At 60.6% G+C, this 25,159-nt stretch carries 25 protein-coding genes; all 25 read right to left on the bottom strand.

What is annotated here, in order from left to right:
• Window positions 1-77 precede the first annotated feature (77 nt).
• The 25 genes from K0B96_RS17575 to K0B96_RS09310 all read right to left on the bottom strand — a co-directional run bounded on the left by K0B96_RS17575 (window position 78) and on the right by K0B96_RS09310 (window position 24,829).
• Window positions 78-1,628 carry a DegT/DnrJ/EryC1/StrS family aminotransferase gene (locus tag K0B96_RS17575; protein WP_425602969.1) on the bottom strand — a complete coding sequence of 517 codons (1,551 nt, stop codon included), beginning with the start codon at window positions 1,626-1,628 and terminating at the stop codon, window positions 78-80.
• Between the two features lie 631 nt (window positions 1,629-2,259).
• Window positions 2,260-2,664, bottom strand: a complete 405-nt coding sequence (locus K0B96_RS09200; RefSeq protein WP_220160611.1) for a PIN domain-containing protein — start codon at window positions 2,662-2,664, stop codon at window positions 2,260-2,262.
• Window positions 2,661-2,903, bottom strand: coding sequence for a plasmid mobilization protein (locus K0B96_RS17690; RefSeq protein ID WP_425602943.1), 243 nt, complete (start codon window positions 2,901-2,903; stop codon window positions 2,661-2,663). Before K0B96_RS17690 ends, K0B96_RS09200 begins: the two co-directional genes overlap by 4 nt.
• 412 nt (window positions 2,904-3,315) lie before the next feature.
• Entirely contained in the window at window positions 3,316-4,077 is a 762-nt protein-coding gene (locus tag K0B96_RS09205) for an exosortase-associated EpsI family protein (protein WP_220160612.1), read from the bottom strand.
• A complete protein-coding gene (locus K0B96_RS09210; RefSeq protein WP_345779909.1) occupies window positions 4,074-4,769 on the bottom strand; it encodes an HAD family hydrolase in 696 nt (231 codons plus the stop codon). Before K0B96_RS09210 ends, K0B96_RS09205 begins: the two co-directional genes overlap by 4 nt.
• A gap of 230 nt (window positions 4,770-4,999) precedes the next feature.
• Window positions 5,000-6,022 carry an ATP-grasp domain-containing protein gene (locus tag K0B96_RS09215; RefSeq protein ID WP_345779910.1) on the bottom strand — a complete coding sequence of 341 codons (1,023 nt, stop codon included), beginning with the start codon at window positions 6,020-6,022 and terminating at the stop codon, window positions 5,000-5,002.
• A complete protein-coding gene (locus K0B96_RS09220) occupies window positions 5,968-7,125 on the bottom strand; it encodes a nucleotidyltransferase domain-containing protein (protein WP_220160615.1) in 1,158 nt (385 codons plus the stop codon). Before K0B96_RS09220 ends, K0B96_RS09215 begins: the two co-directional genes overlap by 55 nt.
• The gene (locus K0B96_RS09225) at window positions 7,107-8,279 is read right to left on the bottom strand and encodes a glycosyltransferase (RefSeq protein ID WP_220160616.1); all 1,173 of its coding nucleotides are present in this window, start codon (window positions 8,277-8,279) and stop codon (window positions 7,107-7,109) included. The genes K0B96_RS09220 and K0B96_RS09225 overlap by 19 nt, the downstream gene beginning before the upstream one ends.
• Window positions 8,276-9,463 (bottom strand): glycosyltransferase family 4 protein, encoded by a 1,188-nt coding sequence (locus K0B96_RS09230; protein ID WP_220160617.1) that lies wholly within the window; start codon window positions 9,461-9,463, stop codon window positions 8,276-8,278. The genes K0B96_RS09225 and K0B96_RS09230 overlap by 4 nt, the downstream gene beginning before the upstream one ends.
• Complete coding sequence (locus K0B96_RS09235) at window positions 9,460-10,629, bottom strand: phosphotransferase family protein (RefSeq protein WP_220160618.1); 1,170 nt, start codon at window positions 10,627-10,629, stop codon at window positions 9,460-9,462. Before K0B96_RS09235 ends, K0B96_RS09230 begins: the two co-directional genes overlap by 4 nt.
• Window positions 10,626-11,270 carry a dTMP kinase gene (locus K0B96_RS09240; RefSeq protein ID WP_220160619.1) on the bottom strand — a complete coding sequence of 215 codons (645 nt, stop codon included), beginning with the start codon at window positions 11,268-11,270 and terminating at the stop codon, window positions 10,626-10,628. The genes K0B96_RS09235 and K0B96_RS09240 overlap by 4 nt, the downstream gene beginning before the upstream one ends.
• A gap of 10 nt (window positions 11,271-11,280) precedes the next feature.
• Complete coding sequence (locus K0B96_RS09245; protein ID WP_220160620.1) at window positions 11,281-11,928, bottom strand: LbetaH domain-containing protein; 648 nt, start codon at window positions 11,926-11,928, stop codon at window positions 11,281-11,283.
• The gene (locus tag K0B96_RS09250) at window positions 11,925-12,794 is read right to left on the bottom strand and encodes a glycosyltransferase family 2 protein (protein ID WP_220160621.1); all 870 of its coding nucleotides are present in this window, start codon (window positions 12,792-12,794) and stop codon (window positions 11,925-11,927) included. The genes K0B96_RS09245 and K0B96_RS09250 overlap by 4 nt, the downstream gene beginning before the upstream one ends.
• A 423-nt stretch (window positions 12,795-13,217) precedes the next feature.
• On the bottom strand, window positions 13,218-14,534 hold the full coding sequence (locus K0B96_RS09255; protein WP_220160622.1) for an O-antigen ligase family protein: 1,317 nt from the start codon (window positions 14,532-14,534) through the stop codon (window positions 13,218-13,220).
• Window positions 14,521-15,798, bottom strand: coding sequence for a glycosyltransferase (locus K0B96_RS09260; protein ID WP_220160623.1), 1,278 nt, complete (start codon window positions 15,796-15,798; stop codon window positions 14,521-14,523). The genes K0B96_RS09255 and K0B96_RS09260 overlap by 14 nt, the downstream gene beginning before the upstream one ends.
• 17 nt (window positions 15,799-15,815) lie before the next feature.
• The gene (locus tag K0B96_RS09265; protein ID WP_220160624.1) at window positions 15,816-16,973 is read right to left on the bottom strand and encodes a CgeB family protein; all 1,158 of its coding nucleotides are present in this window, start codon (window positions 16,971-16,973) and stop codon (window positions 15,816-15,818) included.
• Between the two features lie 10 nt (window positions 16,974-16,983).
• On the bottom strand, window positions 16,984-17,694 hold the full coding sequence (locus K0B96_RS09270; RefSeq protein ID WP_220160625.1) for an FkbM family methyltransferase: 711 nt from the start codon (window positions 17,692-17,694) through the stop codon (window positions 16,984-16,986).
• On the bottom strand, window positions 17,691-18,926 hold the full coding sequence (locus K0B96_RS09275; protein WP_220160626.1) for an N-acetyl sugar amidotransferase: 1,236 nt from the start codon (window positions 18,924-18,926) through the stop codon (window positions 17,691-17,693). The genes K0B96_RS09270 and K0B96_RS09275 overlap by 4 nt, the downstream gene beginning before the upstream one ends.
• Window positions 18,919-19,683 (bottom strand): AglZ/HisF2 family acetamidino modification protein, encoded by a 765-nt coding sequence (locus tag K0B96_RS09280; RefSeq protein ID WP_220160627.1) that lies wholly within the window; start codon window positions 19,681-19,683, stop codon window positions 18,919-18,921. Before K0B96_RS09280 ends, K0B96_RS09275 begins: the two co-directional genes overlap by 8 nt.
• Window positions 19,680-20,312, bottom strand: coding sequence for an imidazole glycerol phosphate synthase subunit HisH (gene hisH / locus K0B96_RS09285; RefSeq protein ID WP_220160628.1), 633 nt, complete (start codon window positions 20,310-20,312; stop codon window positions 19,680-19,682). The genes K0B96_RS09280 and hisH overlap by 4 nt, the downstream gene beginning before the upstream one ends.
• On the bottom strand, window positions 20,309-21,577 hold the full coding sequence (locus K0B96_RS09290; RefSeq protein WP_220160629.1) for a lipopolysaccharide biosynthesis protein: 1,269 nt from the start codon (window positions 21,575-21,577) through the stop codon (window positions 20,309-20,311). Before K0B96_RS09290 ends, hisH begins: the two co-directional genes overlap by 4 nt.
• Window positions 21,574-22,683 carry a DegT/DnrJ/EryC1/StrS family aminotransferase gene (locus tag K0B96_RS09295; protein ID WP_220160630.1) on the bottom strand — a complete coding sequence of 370 codons (1,110 nt, stop codon included), beginning with the start codon at window positions 22,681-22,683 and terminating at the stop codon, window positions 21,574-21,576. The genes K0B96_RS09290 and K0B96_RS09295 overlap by 4 nt, the downstream gene beginning before the upstream one ends.
• A complete protein-coding gene (locus K0B96_RS09300; protein WP_220160631.1) occupies window positions 22,680-23,183 on the bottom strand; it encodes an acyltransferase in 504 nt (167 codons plus the stop codon). Before K0B96_RS09300 ends, K0B96_RS09295 begins: the two co-directional genes overlap by 4 nt.
• A gap of 2 nt (window positions 23,184-23,185) precedes the next feature.
• Window positions 23,186-24,187, bottom strand: coding sequence for a Gfo/Idh/MocA family protein (locus K0B96_RS09305; RefSeq protein WP_220160632.1), 1,002 nt, complete (start codon window positions 24,185-24,187; stop codon window positions 23,186-23,188).
• A 99-nt stretch (window positions 24,188-24,286) separates the two neighbouring features.
• The gene (locus K0B96_RS09310) at window positions 24,287-24,829 is read right to left on the bottom strand and encodes a GbsR/MarR family transcriptional regulator (protein ID WP_220160633.1); all 543 of its coding nucleotides are present in this window, start codon (window positions 24,827-24,829) and stop codon (window positions 24,287-24,289) included.
• Between the last annotated feature and the right edge of the window lie 330 nt (window positions 24,830-25,159).

Genomic DNA, 25,159 nt, shown 5'->3' on the forward strand with positions numbered 1-25,159 from the left:
CCACAGCAACGAATGACGAGTAACGCCCAACGAATAACGAATAACGATTAACGATTAACGACAGCAACGATTAACGATCAACGCTTAACGAATAACGATTTCACCCCCGCCACCACCCGCTCCAAATCCGCCCGCGTGAGATTCGAACCCGACGGCAGACACAGCCCGCGCGCGAACAAATCATCCGCCACCTCGCCGCCAAACGTGTCGCAGCCCGCAAACACCGGCTGCTGGTGCATCGGCTTCCACACCGGCCGGGCCTCGATGTTCTCCTTCAGCAGCGCCTCGCGCAACGCTTCGCGGTCGCACCCAAACTTCGCAGGATCGACCGTGATGCACGTCAGCCACCGCGTGCAGCGTCCGAACGCCGCCTCCGGCATGAATTCGATGCCCGGCAGATCGGCGAACGCCGCTTGATAAAACGCGCAATTCGCCCGCCGGGCATTCACCCGATCCGCGAGCACGCGCAGTTGTCCGCGTCCGATGGCCGCGAGCACATTGCTCATGCGGTAATTGAAGCCGATTTCGGAATGTTGATAGTGCGGCGCCGGATCGCGCGCCTGCGTGGCGAGAAACCGCGCCTTGTCGATCAACGCCTTGTCCGCCGACACCAACATTCCCCCGCCCGACGTCGTGATGATCTTGTTCCCGTTGAAGGAAAAAATCCCCAGCCGCCCCACCGTCCCCGGCGCAATCGGTTCCCGCACCGCGGCCGGAGCCCCGGATAACGAATCACGAGTAACGGATAACGATTTCCTCCCATCAGATAACGCCCCCCCCGCCGCGTGCGCCGCAGGCGTTATATGCGGCCCGTCCTCCGCCGTCCGATGGTCGCCCTCCGTCATCAGCCGTCCGTCCTCCGTCCGCCGTCCGCCCTCCGTCATCAGCCGTCCGTCCTCCGTCCGCCGTCCGCCCTCCGTCGTCCGCCCTCCGTCGTCCGCCGCGCCTGCGTCCCCGTCCCCGGATAACGGATCACGAGTAACGGATAACGGCAATTTACGATAGTAAATTGCCCCCAACGCCTCCGCCGCATCCTCGATCAAAGGTACGCCATACTGCGCGCACAGCCCCGCGATCGCGTCGAGATCCGCGCTCTGCCCGTAAAGATGCACCAGTATCACGGCCTTGGGCAGACGCCCCTTCGCCGCGCGATCCTTCAACGCCTCCTCCAGCCGCGCCGGATCCATATTCCAGCTCGTGCGATCGCTATCGATGAACACCGGCCGCCCGCCCTCGTAAGCGATGGGATTGACGCTCGCGCTGAACGTCAGCGTCGAGACAAATACCTCGTCTCCCCGCTGCAGCCCGATCAAGCGCAACGCCAAGTGCAACGCGGCCGTTCCAGACGACAACGCCGCCGCATACATCGGCGCGCCAGCGGCCCCGAATAACGAATCACGAGTAACGGAAAACGATCCCCCCCCCGTCCGTCCTCCGCCCTCCGCCGTCCGCCCCGCGCCATCCGTCGCCTGCCCTCCGCCCTCCGCCGTCCGCCCCGCGCCAGCGGACAACGGAGCACGAATAACGTCGACAAATTCGCTCTCGAATTTGTCGACGTGCGGCCCGAGCGGCGCGATCCAGTTGGTCGCGAACGCGTCCTGGACGAGCGACAGCTCATCCGGACCCATGTGAGGGGAAGAAAGGTGAATGCGTGGTTTGGTCACGGTAAAGAGGTGAAGCGTTATTCGGTTCGGGTTATTGGATATTCAGAAGACCAAGACGAGTGGAATTCCGGCCGATCAGCGACAAGCTTCGCCCTGCGGCTTCCGTCAGTCAGCCGCCCGCCCTCCGTGCCCCACGAATAACCGATAACGATCACCGGCACGCCCCGCCCTCCGCTGTCCGTGCCCCACGAGTAACGGATAACGAGTAACACCGCGCTGCGCGGTCGCCTCCGCCCTCAGTCGTCTGCCATCCGCCCTCCGGCATCCGCCCTCCGCCGTCCGTGCCCCACGAGTAACGGATAACGATTAACACCGCGCTGCGCGGTCGCCTCCGCCCTCCGCTTCCTCCGCGCCCTCCTGTAAAAATGTTTTGCTCGCCCCGGTCGCCGCCTAACAACGAATAACGATTAACGGCTAACGAATAACGATTAACGAGTAACGAATAACGAAGAACGAATAACGATTAACGATTAACGAATAACGAATAACGATTAACGGCTAACGAATAACGATTAACGCCGCGCTGCGCGCTCCGCCGTCTGCCCTCCGTCCTCCGCCATCCGCCATCCGCCGTCCGGCGTCCGCCCTCCGCGCCTCAACGGCTCCCCTCTCTCGCTGGCTGACCGATCAACTCCACCGCGTCATCCTTGATGCCTGCGTCGAACGTCGCCAGCCGCAGCCCGTTTTCACGCGCCAGTTGCGTGAGATACGCATCCGACGTTTTTACCGCCGTCGAAGCCCAGCGTGGCAGACGCGGCGATGGCGCAACCGCAATGAATCCTCCCACGTGCTCCTTCAACAAGGATAGGGCCTCTGACGCTTGCGCCAGACTGTAGCCAAACACCTGCATCGACACCCGCAAAAACCCAAGTTCAGTATGGGCGCAGGTCCAGAGATGGGAACGCCCTGCCTGCTTGGCCCAAGTGTGAAATGCCGCGTGATGCGATGAATCGCTGTGTTCCCACGCGAGAAGGGCATTCACATCGAGGAGGTATTTCACGGGAAATCAGCGAGCGCCGCCCGGATTTCCTCTTCCGTCACCACGCGGCCGGTGCCTGCTGCGTTGTGGGGCAAACCCGAAACCGGATGCTTCCGACGAACAATTTTAGTCGCCTGCCGTTCAGTTTCACCGAGTGCCGCCTTCCGGAGGTAGGCGGAAACCGACGACTTAGCGGCCCGGGCCTTGTCCCGAATCCGCTGTGCCGACGCGGGATCCACTTTGAAACTGATAACGGGCATGGTATTACTTTATTACCCAATGTCTCCCGACGCGTCAAGCCGCCCCCCGCTTCCTCCGCTACCGCCTGCAAAATTCACTTCACGAAACACCTGATCGAATAACGAATAACGATTAACGGCCCGCCCTCCGCCGTCAGTCCTCCGTCATCAGCCGTCAGACGTCCGTCATCCGCCCTCCGTCCTCCGTCATCCGCCATCCGCCGTCCGCCCTCCGCTCTCCGCCCTCCGCGCTCTCCGCGACCTCCTGTAAAATTCACTTCAGGAACGCCTGATCGAATAACGAATAACGAGTAACGGATAACGAGTAAACCGCGCTGCGCGGTCTCCGTCCTCCGCCCTCTCCGCTACCGCCTGCAAAATTTACTTCAGGAAACGCCTGATCGAATAACGAATAACGAGTAACGGATAACGATTAACGCCGCGTTGCGCGCTCCGTCCTCCGTCCTCCGTCATCCGTCGTCTGCCTTCCGACGTCTGGCGCGCTTCCCGCCCCCAGCCCAATCGCCCGCAGACCGCTCAGAACGCTGTCGAACGCCGGATCGCCTTTGATCTTCTCCAACGGCTGGTCGCTGGCGAGACGCACAAAATACTGCGCCGGAGGCGCAACGAACATTTGCTTAAATGCATCGCGCAACCAGCGCCACGCGGAAGGCACTTGGTTGAATCGATCGCCAAAATCGTAAAGATCGTTACCCACGAGCTGCCAATAGACCACGTACTGCACGGTGCCGCCTGCTGCCGTGAACCGCCGAAATTCCCCGGGGCGGGTGACGCCTTCGCGATCAGCCACCGCAACGCCATGCTGAATTTCATCACACTGCCAGCCGGCCGAAGTCCAGCAGCGGTCCGGCGTATGCGAGGCCACCAGTTGCGTCGGCATTTTACCCGCATCCCAATAGGCGATATATAATGTGAAGTGATCTCCGGTTGTCGTCGTGTATTGACGAAAGAGCACGTCATCGTAACGCAGCGTCTTTTCGACGGCACCTTGCACCGCCTCTGTTTGGCCGAGAGGCACCTCCACCGAGGTCCAACCATCCCCTCGAGTCGCAAACATTTCATCAAGACGCCTCGTCTTGCTGTCGGACGTCGCAGGCGACTGCTTCGGCAGGCACTGCACCACGACCGCCGCGATCAGCCCCAAAGCGGTGAACAGCAGCAAAAGCTTTTTCATGGGCGACACGGCTTCAGAAGGGCGCCCAAGGCGTCCAACGAGTCAATCTCTTGGTCTGCGGCTTCATCAGCCGTTGGCTCATACGCCGCGTGCTCGCCTCCGGACCGGCGCACGCGCACAGTTTTCCAGCCCAGCGCCCGCGGGGCGATGAAGTCCTTGCGGGGATTGTCGGCAACATACACGTAGCCCTCAGCATCGCCGGGATTCAGTCGCACGACTTCCTCAAAGCCTCTCTGAGCAGGCTTCCAAGACTCGCGACCCCATTGGTCAGTGAATACCAGATGATCCATCCATTGAGCCAATCCAAGCGCATGCGCCTTGCGTTGCTGCACCGCCAAAAAACCGTCGCTGACGAGCGCCAGGCGAAATCGAGGCCGCGCCCAAATGAGAAACGACTCCGCTTCCGGTAGCAGTCGCAACTGCGGTTGATGCTCGCGGTAGACGGCAATTAGCTCTGCCACCCAACTGTCCGTTTTTGACTCCGTCAGTGTGGCGAGTGCTTCGTTGAAAATCCGCCCGCGCCGGCCTGCCTCGAACAAACGCTGCGCCTCCTCGGCGAACCCCGCGACCCCGCGTTCACGGACGAGCCAGGCTCCGGCGGCGCGAAATCCACTCAAGACATAATCGCGCTCGGCAAAAAGCGTATCGTCCATGTCGAGGACAACCGTGTGAATAGGCCACTTTTCAGCCACGTGTTTCGATCCCGTCGTTATTGGTTATTCGGACTTGCCACCGGGAAACAGACATTCCGGCCGCGCCCATTCGTGCGCGCGGCCCATTCGTGTTACTTCGTGTGTATTCGTGGTTAAAACGCCTTGGCGCAGCGCAATCCGCACTCCGCGTTGCGGCGCGCCCGAGAAACGAATAACGCGCTCCCGATAACAGCGCGTCGCGCGCCACGAATAACGGAGCGCTTGGCGCTCTACACAAACACCGCGGCATCGTAACGCAGCATCGTTACGCCCTCTTTCCAGTCATCATTTGCCGTGCAGGGCAGACCCGCGACCTCTTCGAGGAGCCATTGCGAAAACCGTGCACCCGCACGATGCGCCAAGGGATAGCCGCCACCGAACCGGGCGTTCAATTCAAAAACCCCCGCCTCGCCTCTTTCGTTGACGATGGCCTGAAAGCAAAGCGCTCCGCGAGCGCCAGGCAGTGCGGCTGCGATCTGTTTTGCAGCCTTTTCCAGCGCCGGCACGCGCTCCGTCCGTCCCTTGCTCACCTCGCCGCCGCGAGTTTCGATCCGCCAGTGCGGCACGGCGCAGCGTAAAGCGCCGCGAGCATCGAAAAAAATATTCACTGTATATTCCCGCCCCAACCACTGCTCTTGCGCCAGATAATCATCTCGCTGGGCTCCGATCTGTCGCGCCTCCTCCGGAGTGCGTGCTACCGCGAGGCCGATCGAACTGCTTCCGCCTAAGGGTTTCAATATCACCGGAAACCGCCAGTCCGATGGATCCGCGAGCATATCTGCGAGTAATGCTGTGCGGGGCACGGTCACTCCGGCTGCGCCGAAGGTTGTTGCAGTCTGAAGCTTGTCTCGAGCAACGGCAACCACGGCGGGAGACGAGACAGCCACTCGAGTGCCGATGGCGGCGAATTCCGCGACGTGCTCCGCCAGAACGGAAAGCTCCGTGTCGATTGTTGGCACTAACAGGGCCACCCGCTCTGTACGGCAGAGATCAAGCAACGTCGGCACATAGTCCGGTGCGAGGCAGCGGGGCACCATGAACCGATCGTCAGCGGCTCCGCAGGCTGCGCTCAACTCCGGCCGCAGGTCTGCCGCCATCGCACGCAGTGGCAAACCGAGTCCTGCCGCGTCCGCCCGAAAGCATCGCATCAATTCCACCCGCCGGCCAGCTGACGTAAATAAAACGGACAAGTTGGCGCTCACGTTTTCGCCCGTTTTAGCAAAAGGTCCGCGATACGCCGAGCGTAGCACCATGGTAGGCTCCAGCGCGAAGTAATTCCATAGCGCTCTTGCATCCACGTTTGATCGGGAAACACCGCACGAACCACGCCGCTGACGTCATCGTAGAGCAGAAAATTAAATACGATATAGCCAAGCTTGCCCCATTTTTTTTGGTTCGGGTTGAACCACCCGACCTTCTCCAGCCAGCGAAGCATAATCCTGTGTTTGCGGGGCGCAAAATTCAAGCGCTCCAACACGTCGCATGGCACCGGCGTCCCGAGAAGCTCCTTGGGAATGAGCAGCGAAAGATACACCGCGGTGCGCACCCCGATGCGCTCTACGCGAGCGCAAAACTGATCCCAGTCGATTGTGCAGCGCCGCGCGATGCGATCAACGTCCGTGTGCAGACGGAATCCCGGGGCGCGCACGAACGTATGTTTCGCCGTATGAAGACAGACCTGCAGCAAATTATCTTCCGGTCCGAGCAGCCGGACGTCCGTTCCTGTGATCGACACCGAATTCGCGATCAATTCGTCCGCCTCTGGTTCTTGCTCCGGCCGAATCCAACGCCCGGCGACAGGGCGCCACTGAAGCTCAAACCACAACGTCGAGCCGTCAGCCAGTTCAAACGTGTACTCTGCGCCCCCATGCTGTTCGGCCTCCTCGATGTCGGACATCTCGAACGGGCTCCGATTACCGAGTTCGAATCCAAGCCGTTTCATCACTTCATGTGCTCGGCGAAAATCACCCGGCGATACCAACACATCAATGTCACCCATGGGGCACCCCGCCAAGTCGGGAAACAGACCACGCGCAATACCCGAGTTTTTCAAAGCGATAAGCGGGATGCCCTCCGTTGCCAGCGCCGTCGCGACGCGATCGAGCTGCTGCAAGTACAAGGTCAAGGTGCCACGCACCCGAGCGACGGCTTCCTGCCACCGTGGCGCCCCTCTCGTTTCCTCCATTGCAAAACGCCGGCCGACGATGCTCTGCGCGTCTTCCCGGCACGCAAACTCCCAAAGCTCATCATCGGAAACTTCGTCGGTCCCCGCACCGAGCGGCGCGTCGGCCAAGCAATGGCAAAACAACTGCTCGACCGGCCGCAGTCTTCTCAACTTCAATTTTCGGTGAGACATGAGTAGATAACTTGCTCCAGTTGTTCGGCGATGACCGTCCAAGTGTAGTCTCGCATAACCATCGTGCGTGCGGCCTCGCCCATGCGGCGGCGGTCCTCCTGACCCAGGAGCCGAAGCATAGCAGCCGTCACTGCCTTCTTCTCCGGCGCGACCACAATCCCGCAGGTGTGGCGGGCGACTTCTCGATGTAAACCGGCGCGATCGGACAAGATGACCGGCAATCCCGACGCCATCGCTTCAAGCAGCGCAATGCTAAGTCCCTCGTAGCGCGAGGGCATCAGAAACACATCCGCATCCCTCAACAAATCGAGTTTTGCCGTACCGCTGACCAGGCCAAGAAAGCGGACGTGAGCTTGCAACCCGAGGCGGCGGATCAGCGTTTCAATCACTGCGACATCCCCGCCCTCCGAAGGACCGGCTAGCAGGAGCATCGCTTCCGGACAAGCGGCCACGATTTGGCCGAATGATTCTACAATGAGATCAACCGCCTTCTGTTGGATGTCTATACGCCCGAGGAATAGAAAGAGCGTGCGATCCGCTAATTCAGGATTGAGGGCACGAAATCCTCCCCGCTGAGGTAAGACCGCAAATTCATCTGCTGAAATACCATTGTTTAAAACAAGTCCGTTCTGAGAGTAGAGGGAATCGTCCAATTCCTCCTCCGCATTGAACACCACATGCTTCGCCCCCCGTAGGTTCGCGTTTTCCATTAATGCGAGATAGGCGCGCTTGGCGAGTCCACTGCTGGCGCGCAGGGAATCGCGCTTCAAACTACCATGCGCATACACGAGATACGGCTTTCCCGCTCGTCTAGCCGCTCGCGCTCCAACCCATCCTGCATATTGAAAATGTGAATGTGCAATTACGACGTCACTCCGGAGCACAAGTTGCTCGACCCGTCGACCTAATGGCGGCGAGTAGCCCCAGCGTCTGCCTCGCTGCACAGGTTCATAGTACACTTGAATCCCGTCCAACTCTACCGGAGTGTTGATCGGCACATTGAGCGCACTCTGTTCATCCGCTTGATTTGTGCAGCATACGATTACTTCGTGCCCCAGCTTGACCAACTCCTTACCCAGAGCATGTGCGACCTGCAAAGGACCGCCAAAACGATACGCTGGAACATAATGCGAAATGGTTTGAAGAATCTTCATCCGCGACCAGCAAGTACCAACGGGCGGAGCGCCGCCACATACTTCGCGCTGTTGTTGCGCGAAAACTGCGATTCCGCAAGGGCCCTAGCCCGCCGACGGTATTCGGCCAGCCGTTCGGGAGCATCGAGCCACTCGATCAAAATGCGCACAATCGCGGGCGCATCGGTCGCATCGACCCTCGCGCCACAGCCGCCGTCAGCGACAATATCGGCGACCTCGCACTCTCGCGGCACAAGCGCCAGCAGCGCCGAACCGGCCGCCATCGAGTAGTAAGTCTTGCTTGGCACCATGTAGCCGGCCATTGCGTTGTCCATCGAGACCACGGCGATATCGCCCGCGGGGAGCGTCTGCGGCAGCAAGCTCTCCGGCTGAAATGGCAGCAAACGCATATTGTGAAGCCCGCGCCTTGCAATAGCTGCCTCGACCGCCCCCCACTGGGCCCCAGCGCCGATGATGAGAAATGCAAGATCGCTTCGTTCCTTGAGCAACTCCGCCGCCTGCAGGAGCCCGTCAAGATTGTGGGTATTCCCTAAGTTACCCGAATAAAGCACAACCGTACGATTACCCCATCCAAGCGATTGCAAAAATAGGTTCTCGCTCTTGGGCAGTGGACGAACAAATTCGACATCGGCCCAGTTCGGAATCACACAGACATTGAGCTGACCTAGCCCGTTGTCTTCGGCACGGATAGTTTCGGCCATATGATCGCCGATCGTGAAGACAAACGCGGCCCGCCGCCACACAAGTCGGTTGAATTTTCGCCAGACCCAAGTAACTGGACTGCGCGGAGAAAGCCGCCCGAGTTGCACGAGCACGCCCGGATAAAGATCGTAAACCAACACGCAATAACATTGCCCGCGCAGTACGGCGGCAAGCCATCCCAGCACCGAAAGAAACGGCGGGTTTGAAACGAAAAAGAGCACCTGGCTCCGGTCGGACCGCATAACGACCGCCGCTGCGCGCAAAAAATAATGCAGCCAAGAGGATGACCGCCGCAGCAAACTTCTCCTATCATAGTCCGGTGCGGAGATCACCCGCAGCGAAGGATCCAAAGAGCGGCCGATCTCCGCCAGATGCCCCGTCACTAGCTCGGCGCCACCGACCTCGCGCGCCACATCCTCGGCAAGTTCGCGAAAAAGCGGGCCTGCTACCTGATTGAAAAAAATTACGGTAGGTCCGTTCATTTCAATCGGCGTAAGTAGTCGAGCGCATGGCCTAGCGATTGCAACAGCATCGCGTCTCTCGTGTTGTGACCCGACAGATGCTCGGCTAGTCGCGATTCCTCAAACTGAAGGAGTATCTCCTCAAGCCACCAGACGCCGCCATGCGCCAACCAGGCCCCGCGACTCTCCGGAGCTACTTCCAGCCGAGGTGCACTGGCCGGCACAGACGTCCAGCGGGCCAAGGTTTGCTCCCACGCCTGCAAAGCAACTGGCGCGAGCCGAATTTGCGAATCAAGCGTCGCTAGATCGTAAAGTTGCGATCGTTCACTCGCAGTCTCCCAGTCAATCACGTGGAGTCGTCTATCCTGCACAAGAATATTGGCACCCTGAAAGTCGCCATGGGTGAAACAAACGCCAATTGGCACTGAGGCGAATTCCGCAAACCAAGACTTCCACTCACCAATGATGTTCGTCGCTTCAGGGCACAGAGCGATTAGATCTGCACAAACTCGCGCCACATGCTCATCCAGTGAAAAGACGCTCATTGAAGGTCGATGAATCTCCGCGACGAGGCGATTCACTGCCGCTTGTCGGGCCTTCTCTTCGGCTGCAGCCGGCATTCGATTGGCGGGCGTGCCGGCGAAATACTCTTCGCGAAAGGCCAAACCCGACGTGTCAACCCCTTCGAAAGGCGGCGCCAGCTTGGTCGCCAGACCGCGCCGCGCCGTTACCTCGCGATCAAATGACAAGCGACTATACCCCGCCTTATGAATCACAGTGCTGCGGGCGCGTGCGGGTTCGATAACTCGCAAGCGGTGATTACCTCCAATGACTAGCTTGCTCTCCGCGTCCGGCACCGGCACCGAAACACCGAAGCTCACCTGCGACAGCAAGGAGCGAAATGGCGGTGTAACCGCAGCGCGCACGTAGGCCGACTGCAACCCGCGACGCCACACTGAGCGGGCAAACCCGAACTCCTGCACAATGATGTCGAAGCAAGATGGATTCACCGCGGCCACACAGAAGAAGTTCAAGTAAATGTTGCCCTGCCAAATTTGATCCCCGGACGCCGGTTGCGCCCACCGCACGTCCACCGGTTGGCCTAATTCGGCCGACCAGTAAGGTGCGAGGGTGCGCGCCAACAATTCGCCGAACGGCTCGCGCTGCAAAAGAAGACTAACTCTCATACGCCGACCTTTGCCGCGATCTCGCGCTGCACCGCTGCAATCGAGCGTTCGCAATCGATCACTTGCCAGCCACCGCCGGCCCCAAGTGCGCGATACGCATCGTAGCGCCACGCCAGGGTCTCCGGTGAATCAGGGAAAGGTTCATCCTTCAGCCGCGAGCGCCGGGCCGACTCCGCCGGCCGCACAAGCAGCAGGAACTGATGGGTCGGCTTCACGGCGCACTGCGCCAGCACACGCCAGAGCCACCAGTCCGCCACCTCCTCCTGCGGAAAGTTGCGCCGAAAATCCAACAGGCTGTCCTCGAGATAGCGATCGCACAGCACGGTGCGCCCCATCGCGACCCGCACACGCAGGACGAGCGCGGTGAGCAGCAGCAAGTCGAGCAGCGCCAGAGTGAGCCAAACCCTCCGCACGCGCGACGAGGCGAATGTTAGCGTGCGTTCGCTGGATGCGCCCGGCTTCGGCAACGCCTGCGGACGAAAGCGCCGCACGAGCCCTTTCAAGGCGGCAAACCCCGGGGTGTATCCGCCGCGGATCCAGACCCGCCGCACACTGGCTCCACGCCCACGCAGCGCTCGCTCGAGCAATTCGATCTGCGTCGACTTCCCCGCCCCATCTGTCCCGCTGAAAACGATCAACATTATCCGATTTTCAGCCCCAATACACATCCTTCGCCGTGCGCTGGAAATACGCTTCCTGCGTGGAAAATTTCTTGCGCACAGTGGCCGGAACGCCCGCCAAAAGCACACCGGCCTCGCAATACTTCGCGGCTACGACAGCACCCGCAGCCACCACTGACTTATCGGGAACGATCGCCCCCCCGACGACTTTCGCTCCCGCGCAGACGAGAACGTAACTGCCGATCGAAATCGGCGCGACGCTTTGGACGCACCGGACGACATCAATCCCATGTGTCCAAAACTGACTGCCTTTGCCTGCGACGGTGGTGAAGTCACCGATCCGGATCGGCGCCGCCACATCGAAATAATGCCCTCCAGTAATCGCCGAATCCGACCCAAGAGCAAATGAGGCCTTGGCTTGGGCCGGATGGGTGCCGTGCGCAAAATAGTTGAACGAACCGATCGACGAGCGCGGCCCCATTTCGAAGAGCGGAAGCTTTTTGATGACGTTAAAATTGCCCAGCCGCGAGCCGTCACCGATTTTCACCTGCCAGGCGAGAACGATTGAAAATCCCAGCTTAACGCCGCGACCAATCTGGAAACCGAACCCGCGGCGATAAATCACCTGTTTGATCGCATTCGGAAAAATCGCGAGCACGACGAGAAGGACGGTTCTCATTGTTTTGTCTCCGGTTTGAAGCGTGTGTTGACGCGGCGATACAACCGCGTCGCCGGTGCGGCAAAACGGCTCGAGAGCACAAAACTGCGGAGGTAGATGCGGCAGATCTTCCATGCCAGCAAACAACGCGTCCTGAGCTTGCTTGCGCCATGCGCTTCGGCGATCTGCGCCACCTCCCGCATGGTTCGACCCAAATTCCGATACGACGCACCGCCCGGCCGCACGGCCGCGAGTTCTGCATCCAGATAGCGGAAAGACGCGCCGCACAGATGAAACCGCAGGGTCAACTCGTAGTCCATCGCCAGGCGCCACCGCTTGTCGTAGGCTCCAAATCTGCGATACGCGTCGGCGCTAACCACCATCGCAGCATGCTTCAGCGGCTGCCGGCCCCAAATCGCGCCCATCGTGCGATCCGGGCGGATAACCGCGTTGCCGTTTACCGCATCAAGGAAAAGAACATTGCCATAGATGACATCACAGGCTCCGCGCTTGCCCCAATCAGCGACAATCCTGGCCAACGCATCCGGCAGGAGCAGGTCATCCGAAGCGACGATGAGGATCACGTCACCGCAACACCGCGCGATGCCTTTGTTAAAGGCGTCAGAGATTCCGTCGTCTCGCTCGCTCACCAACTGCGCGACGCGATCGCGATAGCGATCCAGAATCGCCAAAGTTCCATCCTGCGACCCCCCGTCAACGACGACGTGCTCGAAATCGGCGCCTTGCTGAGCATGGATAGACTCCAAGCATTCAACCAGATGCCGTTCGGAATTGTAGGTGGGGGTTACGACGCTGATTTTCACCGATGTCCTCATTTCAGTCGCAGCGCGCTTCGCATATCCAAGGGCCGGCACGAAGGGACGCACAGGCGGCAATTGACGGCGATTGGTGAAACACAATCCCCACCCTTCGCGGGCCATTTCCTGCGCCTGCGTTCTCGAGAGCTGTGTGGATAATTGCCGGAAAACTGCGAGCGGAGCAGCATCGTAATGCCAGTAGGGGATGGCCGACTACAGTGGCCGGCTGAAGAAGTCGTAATCGGAACTGAGCTGGTAGCGTGCGTTAAAGCCTTCGAGCGAATCGAACACCCTTCGCGAAAATAGAGCACCTTGCTGCGGCACCGCGGACCAACGCGGCAATTACCGCTTCGTCAAACACGACGCAACCCAAGACGAGGAACTTGTCGTCTCGGTTGAGAGTGCCGCGATCAATCAGCCTGCTCAGCACCCGAAACAGCGAAGACTACCCTACATCCTCGTTATTATCATCGCTTCGAACTGGAGCACGTGTCATTGGGCGAGATCCATCTTATGCTTCGCAAATGCGATATACATGCTCGACGCGAACAGATACATCGCACCGCTTGAGTAGATCGAGCCCGACATGAACAGCGGAACGACCATCGCAATGAGCACGGCGTAGAGCGCCCAAATGACGGAGTGCTCCTCAACCCGGACGCGTTTGAGCATGTGCCGGATCGAAAACAGGAAAATCACGAACCCAACCCCGCCCCAAACGGCGCCATGCTCCGCCCAAATATCTTGGAAGAAGCCGTGCGCGCCAGAGAGGTCCGCCACGAGGTCCTCCTCTCCCGTCTGGCTCGGTGTCATGACCACGTCGCCAAACCGGCGGAAACCTTCGCCGACGAACGGCTTTGCCAAGCCAGCGTCTAAGGCGCGTGACCAAATCGCGCCGCGCGAGACCGCCAATTCGCGGGACAGGTCCTCACCCGAAAACCGCTCACCGACCTCGGCCGATTGGAAGATGCCGTAAGCGAAATAGCCGATGACTGACGCAGCGACCGCGAAAACGGCAAAGCGCAGAAGTCCTCGCGTGCGAAACAGCGAGTAGGAACACATCAAAGTGGCAATGATCGTCCCGATGATAAATTGCCGCGTGCCGTTCAAAAGCAAAAGGAGGAAAAAGGTGCCGCAAAGCACGGTAAGTGATACCACCCAGACCCGGCGCAAGCCCCCGCCCGTGAGAAGCGCCAGCGAGCCGACCGCACCCATGAAAAAGAAGCGCCCGCCGCCAATTGTATCCATGTTGTAGATGGTTAACCGATCGATGCCGAATACCGCAGAGAGCAAGCGTCCCTCCATGATCATCCCAGGGACCGTGGGAAGCACGAAGGCAAGCGCGAAGGCCACCATGCCGATCATGATGCCTGACGCGAACCGCCAAGGGTCCGTCCCGACGGCGGCAATGAAAAAGACGATCCACGGGAGAAAGATCGTCTGCGCCGCGATTTTCAGTGCGCTGACTCGGAAATCATCCAGACCGAAATAGAGCAGATCGAACGCGACCTTGATCCACACCAGGACGATGAACCAGAGGAAGAAACTGTATTTCGATGTCAGGAACTGGAAGAGCCGTTCCGTGCCTTTGGTCTTCAGCACTTGGAAGGTAAAGTATGCCGCAGACGCGAGCTGCAAGAAGAACACGATCCGTGCGTAATTGAATCCGCCAAAGGTCGTCCACGCGATGCCATAGGTCGTGAAGCCGATGAACACGATGCCGGTGGGGAATTTCCACAGCAGCCAGAAATAGACCGCGAAGCACAGGATGGCCGCAATTGGCGCAAAGCTAAAATCAAGAGTGTTCATTCTTGGAAAGAGGCTGGGACTCGAAACCCAGCAATTCGCGGTAGAGTTCCGTGTAGCGTTTAACTTGAAGGGCAGGATGGTAGTCGCGTTCGGCTTTGGCGCGAGCATTCCGTCCCAAGCTAACGCGCAAGACATCGTCCCGTAGCAGACGACGAATGGCAGATGCCAAACCCGCCGAGTCCCGAGGCTCGACAAGCAGTCCGTGTCGCTCTTGCTCGATCGCATCAGGAATGCCGCCGACGCGGAAAGCCACCACCGGCGTTCCGCACATCGCCGCTTCGAGGACCGTGTTCGGCAGGTTGTCTTCCAGCGAGGGCGCGACAAAAATATCTGCGGCCGCATAAGCCAGCGCCGTCGTCAATTCATCCCGCAGCTGGCCCAACACATGGATGCGGATGCCGCTGGCTGCCAGGGAAGAGGATTGCAAGTGCCCGCCGAATACCACCAGCCCAACGTCCGTTCCTTCCCTTAGTTCGCCTAACGCCGATTCCAAGTAGGCAAAGCCTTTGCGAGGATCGGCAACGCCAGCCGCACCAAATAGCACGAGTTTCGCATCCGGCGGGAGTCCGAGCATTTCGCGCGCGACCGGCTTTGGCCATGGACGAAACGTCTCCGGATTGAGCCCGTAAGGAATCACCTCCACCCGGCGGCCGGGGTGAATCGAACTCCGACGCGCACAGCTCGCCAGCCACTGACTGGGAGACACCAAGGTGAGATTCAATCCCTGCCATGCTTCTCGCTTTCGCTGCACCCCTTTTCGGGAAAGATCGCTTTGCGCCGTGGAGGCGAGCACCGGGCATTGACCGCACGCAGCGGTGTAACGGCCGCAGCCGCCGTCGTAGTAGCAACCGCCGGTCAGCGCCCACATGTCATGCAGCGTCCAAACAATTGGGCAGCGAATGCCAGTCAGCGTCTCCGGGCGAAGGAAGGAATGTCCCACCCAGTGCACATGCAGAAGGTCCGGGGCAAAGGCATCGATGCGACGGCGCAACCCGTCGGGGAGCCGCGCCGGCATGAAATTGGACGTCTGTGCGCGCGGATAGGACTTCCGAACCAGCAAGCTTTCCAACGGCATCCGCAAGTGCGTAGCCAGTTTACCCCAATCACTCTCTGGTTTGCGCACTTGCGGGTCACAGCCAGCCTTATACTGCACCAGCATCTCCGCCTCGATGCCAGGCTCCGCCACCATGTGGCGGAAGAGTCGGTGGGCGGCGATAGCGGCTCCGCCAGAGATATCGGCGGTGCTGAGAAAAAGAATTTTCATGCTCCGAAAAGTGAGGACTAGAGGCGAGCCTCCAGCACTGCCGCCAACTCACGCAGGCGGGTGGCGTAATTGTGATTTTCCAAGGTGCGCCGCTGCCCTTTGCGAGCGATCTCGGCCCGTTCTGAATCATGCTCAAGCAGGTAGTGGATTTTCTCCACCGCCTCCTCCGGGTGGCGGAACACTACAACTTCGCGATCGGGTTCAAACAACTCCCCAATGTTCTCTTTCCAATCGGTCAGCAGACAGGCTCCCGCTCCCGTCGCTTCGAACAACCGGATGTTGGCCGCCTGATTGCCCGCAGCGGCGATATGCACGTTTAACGTGATCCTGGAGGCTGCTAAGCGGGAAAACATCTCCATGCCAAAAACCTCCCCGCGGTTGCCCGCTCTCAAGCGACGCGCCGCGATCGCCGCCGAGGGAAAATCCCAAAATCCTCGCCAATCTCGGCGACGCGCAAAAGAGCCCCAGAGACGCAGAGCTTCCGCATCGGTCGGCAGCCCACTGACCCAACGTTCCAACGGAAACGCTTCGGCGATGTATGCCAGCGTGCGCGCACGCTCCTGGTGTCCGATCCGGACCTGAAGCCCTCCGACAAAGCTCACGCCGGATGGCGTTACATCCCTCCTGATTCGTGTGAGCACACTCGGATCAAAACCGAACATCATCCAGTGGGACTCCACTCCTTGGGCGCGGTAAAAGTCCGCCGAGCTGCGCAGGCAGGTGATGACCATGTCCGTCTCCGTGAAGACCTCAGGCGTGTGCCGGCCAATCCCGTCGTAGCTTATCACGTAAAGCGGGCCACCCGCCAAGCCACGGCAGGCCCGGCGCAGCGTGGGGTTGATTTCCTGCGCGTGCGCGTAGAACACCCGTGGTGCCACGGCACGGAACTGCGCGAGAAAAATGTCGGCCAGCCAGTGCGTCTCGCGATACTCGACCCCATTCTCCTGAGCCCAGCGCTTTTGCAGAGGCTCGGCGTTCACCACCAGCTCGGTGACGGCGAACTGCGCTTGAGCTCCGCCGAGATGACGGCTCCACGAATCCGACAGGGCAAAACTGTCAGCCATCAGCGCAGCGTGCTGCTCCGCGTAGCTGGCCTCCCGCAGGTGGGGGTTGCGCGCATAGAACCACGCGAGGTAGCGCGGATAGTAGGAGCTGGCCTTGAGCAGTTTGATCACGATTACGGACTCAGCGACGGATGAAGCCGTAGTTGTTACGATCCACCGAGTAGATTTCGTAGCCACGAGCGAGGATGCGGCGAATCGCGGCGCGCACCCGCACCCAGTTCTTCGTCGAAGAAAGTGGCGTGAGTTCATCGAACTCAACCAGTAGAATCTGCGGGGAACCGGCCGCGATCACACTGTCCAGCACCTGCATTTCCGCACCCTCGATATCCATTTTGATCAGCTGCGGAGCCGCTCCCCCAAGCTCTTCCGTTAGGGTGGCCAATGTCTTGCAGTCGGCTGAAAACCCGACTCGGTCGGATTGAAGCGACACCAAGGAATGGGAAACATGGTCTTTCTCCGCCGGTGCAAAAAATTGCATGGTGCGGTTTTCCGTCCAGATCCCAATGGTGTGGAAGCTGACGGCGTTTCGCTCTGCGGAAGGCAACGACGCATGATGCGCAATGGCTCGGGGTGTCGGGTCAAAGGTATGCACTATGCACCTGCGGCTCCGATGCAAAGCCACATCGAATGATATATCCTCTCCTGCCCCGAAGCAGAAGCAAACGTCGCCTTGACCCGGGAATTCACGCGGGACAGTCCAGCCACAGTCCGCCGAACCAAGCCGCTGGGTGGGAATGCCACGGACACGCTCGCGTGCAATCAGATCGTAGGCGAGAAATCTCCGACAGAAGAGGAGGGCGCGAATCACAAAGGCCGCTTTGAGTTTGCTCATGGTTTGGCTTTCGCGGGGTTGGCCGCAGGACCTGTCCTGAATGGAGTCAGGATTTTCCGAATGGCGGCAGTGAAGCGCGGCAGATTATTGAAGAGCCAGTTTTGGTTCGGATAATCGCCGTAGGTCTTCGCGGGTGCCTGCATGATCGCGTTGTACTCGGCCTGCCCGAGTCCGAGTTTCTTCATGAAGAACTGGCGGTCCTGCTCGACCAACTCGGCCGGGCACGGCGGCTGTTCCAGCTCGCGCATCGCACTCGCACGATCCAGTTGCCCGGACCAGATGAGGCCGGAGAGATGGAGACGGCGCTTATCGAGGCCGAACTTGCGCGGCAGGATGCAGCTCTGATGGAAGCGGGTGATGACGGATTCGAAATGCTTGCCCCCGTAGCGCCGCCAACCGATCCGCTGCTCGAGTTCCACGATCGCCGCCTTCTTGTCGTAGGGCATCAGGTTGAGCGGGTCGCAGCGCTTAAGGTGCTTTCGTTCCATCCAGATGCGCTCGAACAGTCCCATAGCGGGGAAGGTCTTGAGCGGCACGGTGCCGAAGCGGCGGTGCAGGGCGCGCAGGTGATGCAGGTCGGCATAGCGATACCCATAGCTGAAATGCTCCTTCGTCTTGGGGCCCACCGGGCAGCAGGCTTCGGTCGCATTGTTCACGCCGCTGAGCAGCCAGCCGATGCGGTGCTGGCGGGCGGTGCGGTAGATACAGGCGAAGATGCCGTGGTCGCTCGGCGCCTCGACGTTGGCCACGCCAGCCTTGAGGAACGAGAGCTGCAGGTCGCGGAACTCCGGCCAGTCCACGACGTAGGTGAAGAGGTCGAAGCCGAGTTTCTCGCATATGGACTGGATGTTGTGGTTGGCCAGCTCGGTGTTCCAGCCGTTGTCGAACTGCACCACGAGCGGGCGCACTCCCCAATCCTTGCACTTCAAGGCCAGGTAGCTGCTATCCACGCCGCCGCTCAGTCCCAGCACGCAGTCGTAGTCGCGCCCGCGACCGTCGGCCTTCATCTGCGCGATCATCGCCTCTAGCTTGTGCGCGCAGACCTCGGGCGTCTGCTGCCGCGCGGTGACGTTCAGGTCGAAGCCGCGGCAGAAGTTGCAAACGCCGTCGTGATCGAAATCGATCTCGACCATCGTCGTGTCCATCACGCAACGGGTGCAAACGCGGTAGCCGCGCTTACCGGGCATGATCTGGCCCTCGAGGGCGGGAGTGGTGCGAATCCAGTCAGCCATGGGCAAAGGTGCGGCGAATCTCTTCGATACGGGGATAGGTGATGAGCACGGCGCGATGTTTGCCGTGGAAAACGAAGAAGCTGCCCGCCGCGGCGGCATGAGCACCGGCGCGCACCGCCGCCGCCATATGCGTGAGATTCCCTGCGCCCCCCAAGGCGACCACCGGCACGTTCACGGCCGCGGTGACCTTCGCGATGAGCTCGAGGTCATAGCCGCCCTGCGTGCCGTCGCCATCGACCGATTGCAGCACAATCTCCCCTGCCCCCTGGGATTCCGCCTGCTGGGCGAACTCCACGGGGTCGAGGCCGGTATCGATTGTGCCACCGGAAACGCAGACGCGTGGGCGGCCGAGCCAGTTTTTCTTCACGTCGATGCAGGCGACGATGCTTTGGCTGCCCGCAATGTCCGCTGCTTGGGACACAAGGTCCGGATGCGAGTGAAGCGCGGTGTTCAGGAGCACCTTCTCCACCCCGCACCGGAAAAGAGTGCGGATCTGGTCGAGCGTGGTCACGCCGCCGCCGTAACCCAACGGCATGAAGCACTCGCCGGCGAGCTCGGCCACGCGCTCGAAATTCGGACCGCGACGATGCTTCCAAGCGTCGATGTCCACAATCACCACTTCGTCGACCTCCTTCTCGTTGAAGACACGCAGCGCATTGATCGGGTCGCCCACATAGCGGCGATCCTTGAAGCGGGTGGACTTCACCACGCCGGAATCCGTGAGCAGGAGGACAGGAATGACGCGCGGAGGATTCACGTCGCCGGGAGTCGTGAAAAGTTGTCGAGCAGCCGCATGCCGTAGCGATGGCTCTTCTCGGGGTGGAATTGCACGCCGAATAGACGGCCGCGGCGCACCGCACAGATGAACCGGAAACCGTAGTCGGCTTCCGCCGCCACTTCCGCCGAATTTGCACAGCGGCAGTGATAGGAGTGCACAAAATAGAAGCGCGCGTCCTGCTCCAGACCCGCGAACAACTCCGGTGCCGTCGCGGCCGTTGCGATCGAGCGCCAGCCCATGTGCGGGATGCGCGGGAGCGGCACGATTTCCGCACCAAACCGAAACTTCAACACCGCACCGTTCACGAGTCCCAATCCGGGCAGTTTGCCCTCTTCACTCGACGGGAACAACAGCTGCATGCCCAGACAGATGCCGAGCAGCGGGCGGCCGTCCTGCACGGCCGCTTCACTGCGCAGGCAATCTGTCCAGCCGAGTTCGGCCAGGCGGGTCATGCCTTCATCAAAGGCTCCCACCCCGGGGAGGATGATGCGATCGGCTCCCGCGGCCTCCTCGGGCGTGCGGGCCATTTCCGCCCGATGCCCGAGCCGGCCTAGCATGTTCCGGATCGAGGTGGGGTTGCCCATCCCGTAATCGATGATCGCAATCATGCCGTGGCTGCTCCGGCGGCGTAACGTCGCGAAAGGAAGAGTTCCGTAAGGTATTTCAGCGAATAGATGGCGGAATATGCCATGACCGCGTGGCGCGCAGCCCAGCCGGAGCCGGTGCGTCCCGCCCAGAGAAAGACGCCGACCATCACCACGATGAGCGCGGATTGAATGACGAGGTCCGCCGCCTGTTTCTGTGCGATGTAGAACATAGAGCCGAGCGGACTCGCGATGAAGCGCAGCGCGAGGGCCGGGATGAGGTAGCGCACGTATTCGCCGCTTTCGCGCCAAGCCGAGCCGAAAATCAGCTCGAATGCCCACGGCGAGATCCACGCCGCCATCGCGAAGGCCGGCAGCGATGCCCAGAAGAGCTTCGCGAACGTACGGTTGAAGAGCGTGAGGCAATTGCCCTCGCGGGCATAAATCTCGCTCGCCTGCTGCCGGAAGACATCCGCCACCGACTGCGCCACCACCGTGAGCGGCAGGTTGGCGATGCGCTGCGCGAGCGAAAACCACCCCAGCGTGCTGGCGCCAAACAGCGAGGAGAAGAAAAACACGGGCACCTGCCCTGCCCCGGATTCGACGACTGCCGAACCCAGCGAATACTGAGGAAAGCGGCGTTGCGCTCCCGCCTGCCCCTGCAAGTCCGCCCAGCGCAAGGCGCGTATCTCCGAGCCGGACTCGCGCCAAATTTTCACGGCCAGAAACACAGCGCTGACGAACAGTCCGAGCAACAGCCCCCCGATCAGGCCGAATTGCATCCAACCAAGCAGGCCAAAGGCTACGTTGAAGACCGCCGCGAGCACGCTCCGCAGCACGTTGTTCGTCGCGATCGTGGCGAACGCCTTGCGGCGCAGCAGCCAATAGCGCGCACCGGTGGCGAAGCCCGTTACAAACATCGCCGCCGGCACCAGCCACAGCCACTTCTTCAAGCGCGGTTCCTTGAGCACGTCCACCAACCAGTCGCCACACAGGGCGGTCAGCGGCACCAACGCTACCGCGATACCGAGTGCCACGAGCGTGCACACTCCCAGCAGCGCCAGGCCGTGGCGATCCTCCGCCGGCAGCGTAATCGCGTATTCGTAGCGCGCGCAGATCACCGACGTCAGCAAGGCCGTGATTGACACGAAGATCGCATACACGCCGAAGTCCGCGGGCGTGTAGAGCCGGGTCAGCACCGGCGACACCAAGATGGTGATCGCCTGGGCTGCAACCGTGCCGATCAGAATGACCAGCGCGTTGCGGGAGAACTGTCCGAGCTTGATCAAGCGCGCGCGTAGAACGCCTTGATTTGCTCGACCACGTAGCCGATCATCTCATCCGTCATCTCCGGATAAATCGGAAGCGAGAGGATGCGCGACTGATGCGAGTAGGCCACAGGGAAGTCCGCCGGCTTATGGCCCAGATAGGCGTAGGCCTTCAGGAACGGCAGCGCGACCGGATAGTTCAACACCGTGGGCACGCCGCGCTCCTTGAGGAAGGCCATCAAGGCATCGCGTTTCTCCGTGCGGATCACGTAGAGGTGATACACATGGTCCCGGCCGGGGGCAACGGGCGGCGTGATGACGTCGCCCACGCCGGCAAGGAGCTCGTTGTAGCGGGCGGCGATGCGCTGGCGCGCCGCGGTCCACTTCTGCAAGTGCGGCAGCTTCACGTTGAGCACCGCCGCCTGCAGGCCGTCGAGTCGGCTGTTGATGCCCTCGATCACATGTTCGCCCTTGGTGAGGCCGCCGTGGCGGGCATAGCACGTCATCTGGCGCGCGAGTTCGGCGTCGGAGGTCAGGATTGCGCCGGCGTCGCCGTAGGCCCCGAGGTTCTTGCCGGGATAGAACGAGAAGGTAGACACCCGGCCGAACGTGCCGGTGAGTTTGCCTTGAAAACGCGCAAGGTGCGACTGCGCACAGTCCTCCATCACCCACAGATTGTGTTGTTTCGCGATCTCCATGATCGGGCCCATGTCGGCCGCCTGGCCGTAGAGGTGCACCGGGATGATGCCCTTCGTGCGCGACGTGATCATCGCGGCGATCAACGTGGGATCGATAGTGAACGTGTCCCTGTCGGTATCGACGAACACGACGCGGGCGCCGGTCTGCGTGATGGTCTCGGAGGTCGCGATCCACGAGTGTGCGGTCGTGATGACCTCGTCTCCCGGCCCGACTCCCATGATCTTCATGGCGATGTAGAGGGCATCCGTGCCATTGGCGCACGAGATGCAATGCGGCACACCGAACAATGCGGCATAGTCCTGCTCGAATTTGTCGACGAAGGGACCGCGCACATAGGCGCTGTCCCGGATGACCCGGGCAATGGCCGCATCCATCTCCGACTTAATCGTGAGATACTGGGCGTGTAGGTCGACGAACTGGATTTTCATGACGAAACTTCGGATGCGGATGAGAGGGCGCGCAGGAGCTGCGCGGGATTTCCAACGTAGATGCCGGCCTCGGTGATGTCCTTCGTGACAACGGCGCCGGCACCGATGACGACGTGGTCGCAGATGCGCACCGGCAGGATCGTGGCGTTCGAGCCGATGCTGACGTGGTGGCCGATCGTCGTGGAGCGCCACTGCGTCTTGTCGCCGCGGGCCGGCCCGCCGGTGGCGAACGTGTCGTTGATGAACATGACGCCGTGGCCGATGAAGCAATCGGTGCCGATCGTGACGAGTTCGCAGATGAACGCGTGCGACTGCACCTTAGTGCGGGCGCCGATCTGCACATCCTTCTGGATTTCGACGAACGGTCCGATGAATACGCCCTCACCGATCTCGCAGCCGTAGACGTTCACAGGTTCGACGACCGTCACATTTGCTGCGAAGCGAACGTTGACGATGCCACTTTGGAAACGGCGGGCAGGGGCCGAGTTGGGCGTGCTCATTGTCAGCGGCTGGCTTGCTCCAGAATGCGCACGACCTTGCGGGCGTGGTCGATGCCGGTGAGCGGCGTCACGTTGCGGCGCACGCAGTCGACGAAATGATCGGCTTCGGCGCGGAGCGGCTCGATGAAATTGATCTGCGGCAGGAGGATGTCGCCCGACCGGTAGGAAAACTGCGCCGACATGGGCTTGTCGTAGTCCATGTTTTGGCCGAGCACGGCCTTGCGATCGATGCCCTTGTCGTAGATCGCAATCTTGTCCTCCGCAGCGTCGTCGTAGACCACCATCTTTTTCGATCCGACGACCACCATCTTGCGCGTCTTCTGCGGGTCGAGCCAGCTCACGTGGATGTTGGCCATGACCTTTTGCGGATACTTGATATTGAGGAACACGACGTCCTGCACGCCAGGCTGGATGAAATCCATGCCATGACGGGTGACTTCCTCCGGCTCCGGGTCGCCGAGCCAGTATTGGATGATGGCGATGTCGTGCGGGGCAAAATTCCAGAGCGCATCAATGTCCGAACGGATGCGCCCGAGGTTGAGCCGCTGGCTGTAGATGTAGCGCAGTTCGCCGAGTTCGCCGCCCTCGATCATCTTGCGCACGTAGCGCACTGCCGAGTTGTAGAGGAAGGTGTGGCCGACCATCACTTGCAGCTTCCGCTCGGCGGCGAGCTGCGCGAGTTCGTCCACCTCAGCCACCGTCGTGGCGAGAGGTTTCTCAACGAAGATATGCTTGCCGGCGAGCAACGCCCGGCGGCCGAGCTCGAAGTGATTGCCGGCGGGGGTGGCGATCACCACCGCATTGATCTCGCGATCGTTCAGGATCGCGTCGATTTCCGCAATCGCGTGGGTCGCCGGAAAGCTTTGCGCGACGAACTTGCGCCGCTCTTCGCTGAGGTCCGCGAGATACTTCACGCGGCAACCCTTCACCGCAGAAAAATTCCGCAACAGATTTGGTCCCCAATAGCCGCAGCCGATTTGGGCAATCTCGATAGTGCTACTCATAAGTGCTGGCTCAACACGGCTTCGCCCCGTCGCTTCCGAATAGGAAAACGACGAGGCGCAGGGGGGATGGCGTCGGGACGAGTTTCGCCCCGCGGCTTCTTACGCCGGCGCTGGACCGAGGAGGGTTTTCAGGATCGGCAGCAGGAGCCACATCTGGCGGCGCCAGGTCTCCAGCAACTTCACCTGATCTTCCGAAAAAGCCGCTCCCGCCGCATCCGGCGTCGCTCTCGCCAGCTCCCGCAATCGCGCCATCCGCGACTCGTCCGCGCTCACCAGGGGCTCCACTTTTTCCCGCAGGATGCCACTCACCAGACGCCGCAGCCGCGTCTCCGGCCAAAACAGTTCCCGTCGATCCCCCGAGGTCCCTGCACTCCGCACCGCCCCCAGCGATTGCAACAACCGCAACCCCTGGCTCGCCGAGCCTTTGCTGATGTCCAGCCGTTGCGCGATGTCCGTGAAACCCAACGGCACCGGCGACGCAAACAGCAGCCCGTAAATCTGCCCCACCGACCGCGGGATCCCCACCACCCCCACCAAATCCGTGAAAAACTCCCCGCACGCCTGCTCGAACTCCGGAGACACCACCGCGCTCGCGTCGCTCGGACGCACAGCTTCAGCAGTTTCATCAGGCAGCAGTTTCATGGCAGGTCGGCGACGAAGCCGACAACGATTGGCAAGTTCAAGCAAATTTGAACTAGATTACGCCAAATCCGCCCATTCCCGGTCACCCCTCGCAGAGAATCACCGACCGCACGTCTGACGATCAACGACTAATGCTCATCGAATACCTGCGTCCCGCCCATTCGTGTGCATTCGCGTCCATTCGTGACTTAAATGAGCTATTTCACAGAAGGTAACAGAGGTTTCACGCTTCTGCCCCATCTGTGTTCATCTGTGTCCATCTGTGGTTAAAAATGCATTTTCGATCTTCGCCCCAGAGATCACGGAGAGCCCAACCCGAGTTCACGGAGT

The sequence above is a fragment of the Horticoccus luteus genome (assembly GCF_019464535.1).
Taxonomy (GTDB): Bacteria; Verrucomicrobiota; Verrucomicrobiia; order Opitutales; family Opitutaceae; genus Horticoccus; species Horticoccus luteus.

Excerpts from the sequence above, each read along its gene's own strand:
- K0B96_RS17575 (WP_425602969.1), bottom strand. The coding sequence starts at position 1,628 with ATGGGTCCGGATGAGCTGTCGCTCGTCCAGGACGCGTTCGCGACCAAC.
- K0B96_RS17690 (WP_425602943.1), bottom strand. The coding sequence starts at position 2,903 with ATGCCCGTTATCAGTTTCAAAGTGGATCCCGCGTCGGCACAGCGGATT.
- K0B96_RS09205 (WP_220160612.1), bottom strand. The coding sequence starts at position 4,077 with ATGAAAAAGCTTTTGCTGCTGTTCACCGCTTTGGGGCTGATCGCGGCG.
- K0B96_RS09215 (WP_345779910.1), bottom strand. The coding sequence starts at position 6,022 with ATGGTGCTACGCTCGGCGTATCGCGGACCTTTTGCTAAAACGGGCGAA.
- K0B96_RS09220 (WP_220160615.1), bottom strand. The coding sequence starts at position 7,125 with ATGTCTCACCGAAAATTGAAGTTGAGAAGACTGCGGCCGGTCGAGCAG.
- K0B96_RS09225 (WP_220160616.1), bottom strand. The coding sequence starts at position 8,279 with ATGAAGATTCTTCAAACCATTTCGCATTATGTTCCAGCGTATCGTTTT.
- K0B96_RS09230 (WP_220160617.1), bottom strand. The coding sequence starts at position 9,463 with ATGAACGGACCTACCGTAATTTTTTTCAATCAGGTAGCAGGCCCGCTT.
- K0B96_RS09235 (WP_220160618.1), bottom strand. The coding sequence starts at position 10,629 with ATGAGAGTTAGTCTTCTTTTGCAGCGCGAGCCGTTCGGCGAATTGTTG.
- K0B96_RS09240 (WP_220160619.1), bottom strand. The coding sequence starts at position 11,270 with ATGTTGATCGTTTTCAGCGGGACAGATGGGGCGGGGAAGTCGACGCAG.
- K0B96_RS09245 (WP_220160620.1), bottom strand. The coding sequence starts at position 11,928 with ATGAGAACCGTCCTTCTCGTCGTGCTCGCGATTTTTCCGAATGCGATC.
- K0B96_RS09255 (WP_220160622.1), bottom strand. The coding sequence starts at position 14,534 with ATGAACACTCTTGATTTTAGCTTTGCGCCAATTGCGGCCATCCTGTGC.
- K0B96_RS09260 (WP_220160623.1), bottom strand. The coding sequence starts at position 15,798 with ATGAAAATTCTTTTTCTCAGCACCGCCGATATCTCTGGCGGAGCCGCT.
- K0B96_RS09270 (WP_220160625.1), bottom strand. The coding sequence starts at position 17,694 with ATGAGCAAACTCAAAGCGGCCTTTGTGATTCGCGCCCTCCTCTTCTGT.
- K0B96_RS09275 (WP_220160626.1), bottom strand. The coding sequence starts at position 18,926 with ATGGCTGACTGGATTCGCACCACTCCCGCCCTCGAGGGCCAGATCATG.
- hisH (WP_220160628.1), bottom strand. The coding sequence starts at position 20,312 with ATGATTGCGATCATCGATTACGGGATGGGCAACCCCACCTCGATCCGG.
- K0B96_RS09295 (WP_220160630.1), bottom strand. The coding sequence starts at position 22,683 with ATGAAAATCCAGTTCGTCGACCTACACGCCCAGTATCTCACGATTAAG.
- K0B96_RS09300 (WP_220160631.1), bottom strand. The coding sequence starts at position 23,183 with ATGAGCACGCCCAACTCGGCCCCTGCCCGCCGTTTCCAAAGTGGCATC.
- K0B96_RS09305 (WP_220160632.1), bottom strand. The coding sequence starts at position 24,187 with ATGAGTAGCACTATCGAGATTGCCCAAATCGGCTGCGGCTATTGGGGA.
- K0B96_RS09310 (WP_220160633.1), bottom strand. The coding sequence starts at position 24,829 with ATGAAACTGCTGCCTGATGAAACTGCTGAAGCTGTGCGTCCGAGCGAC.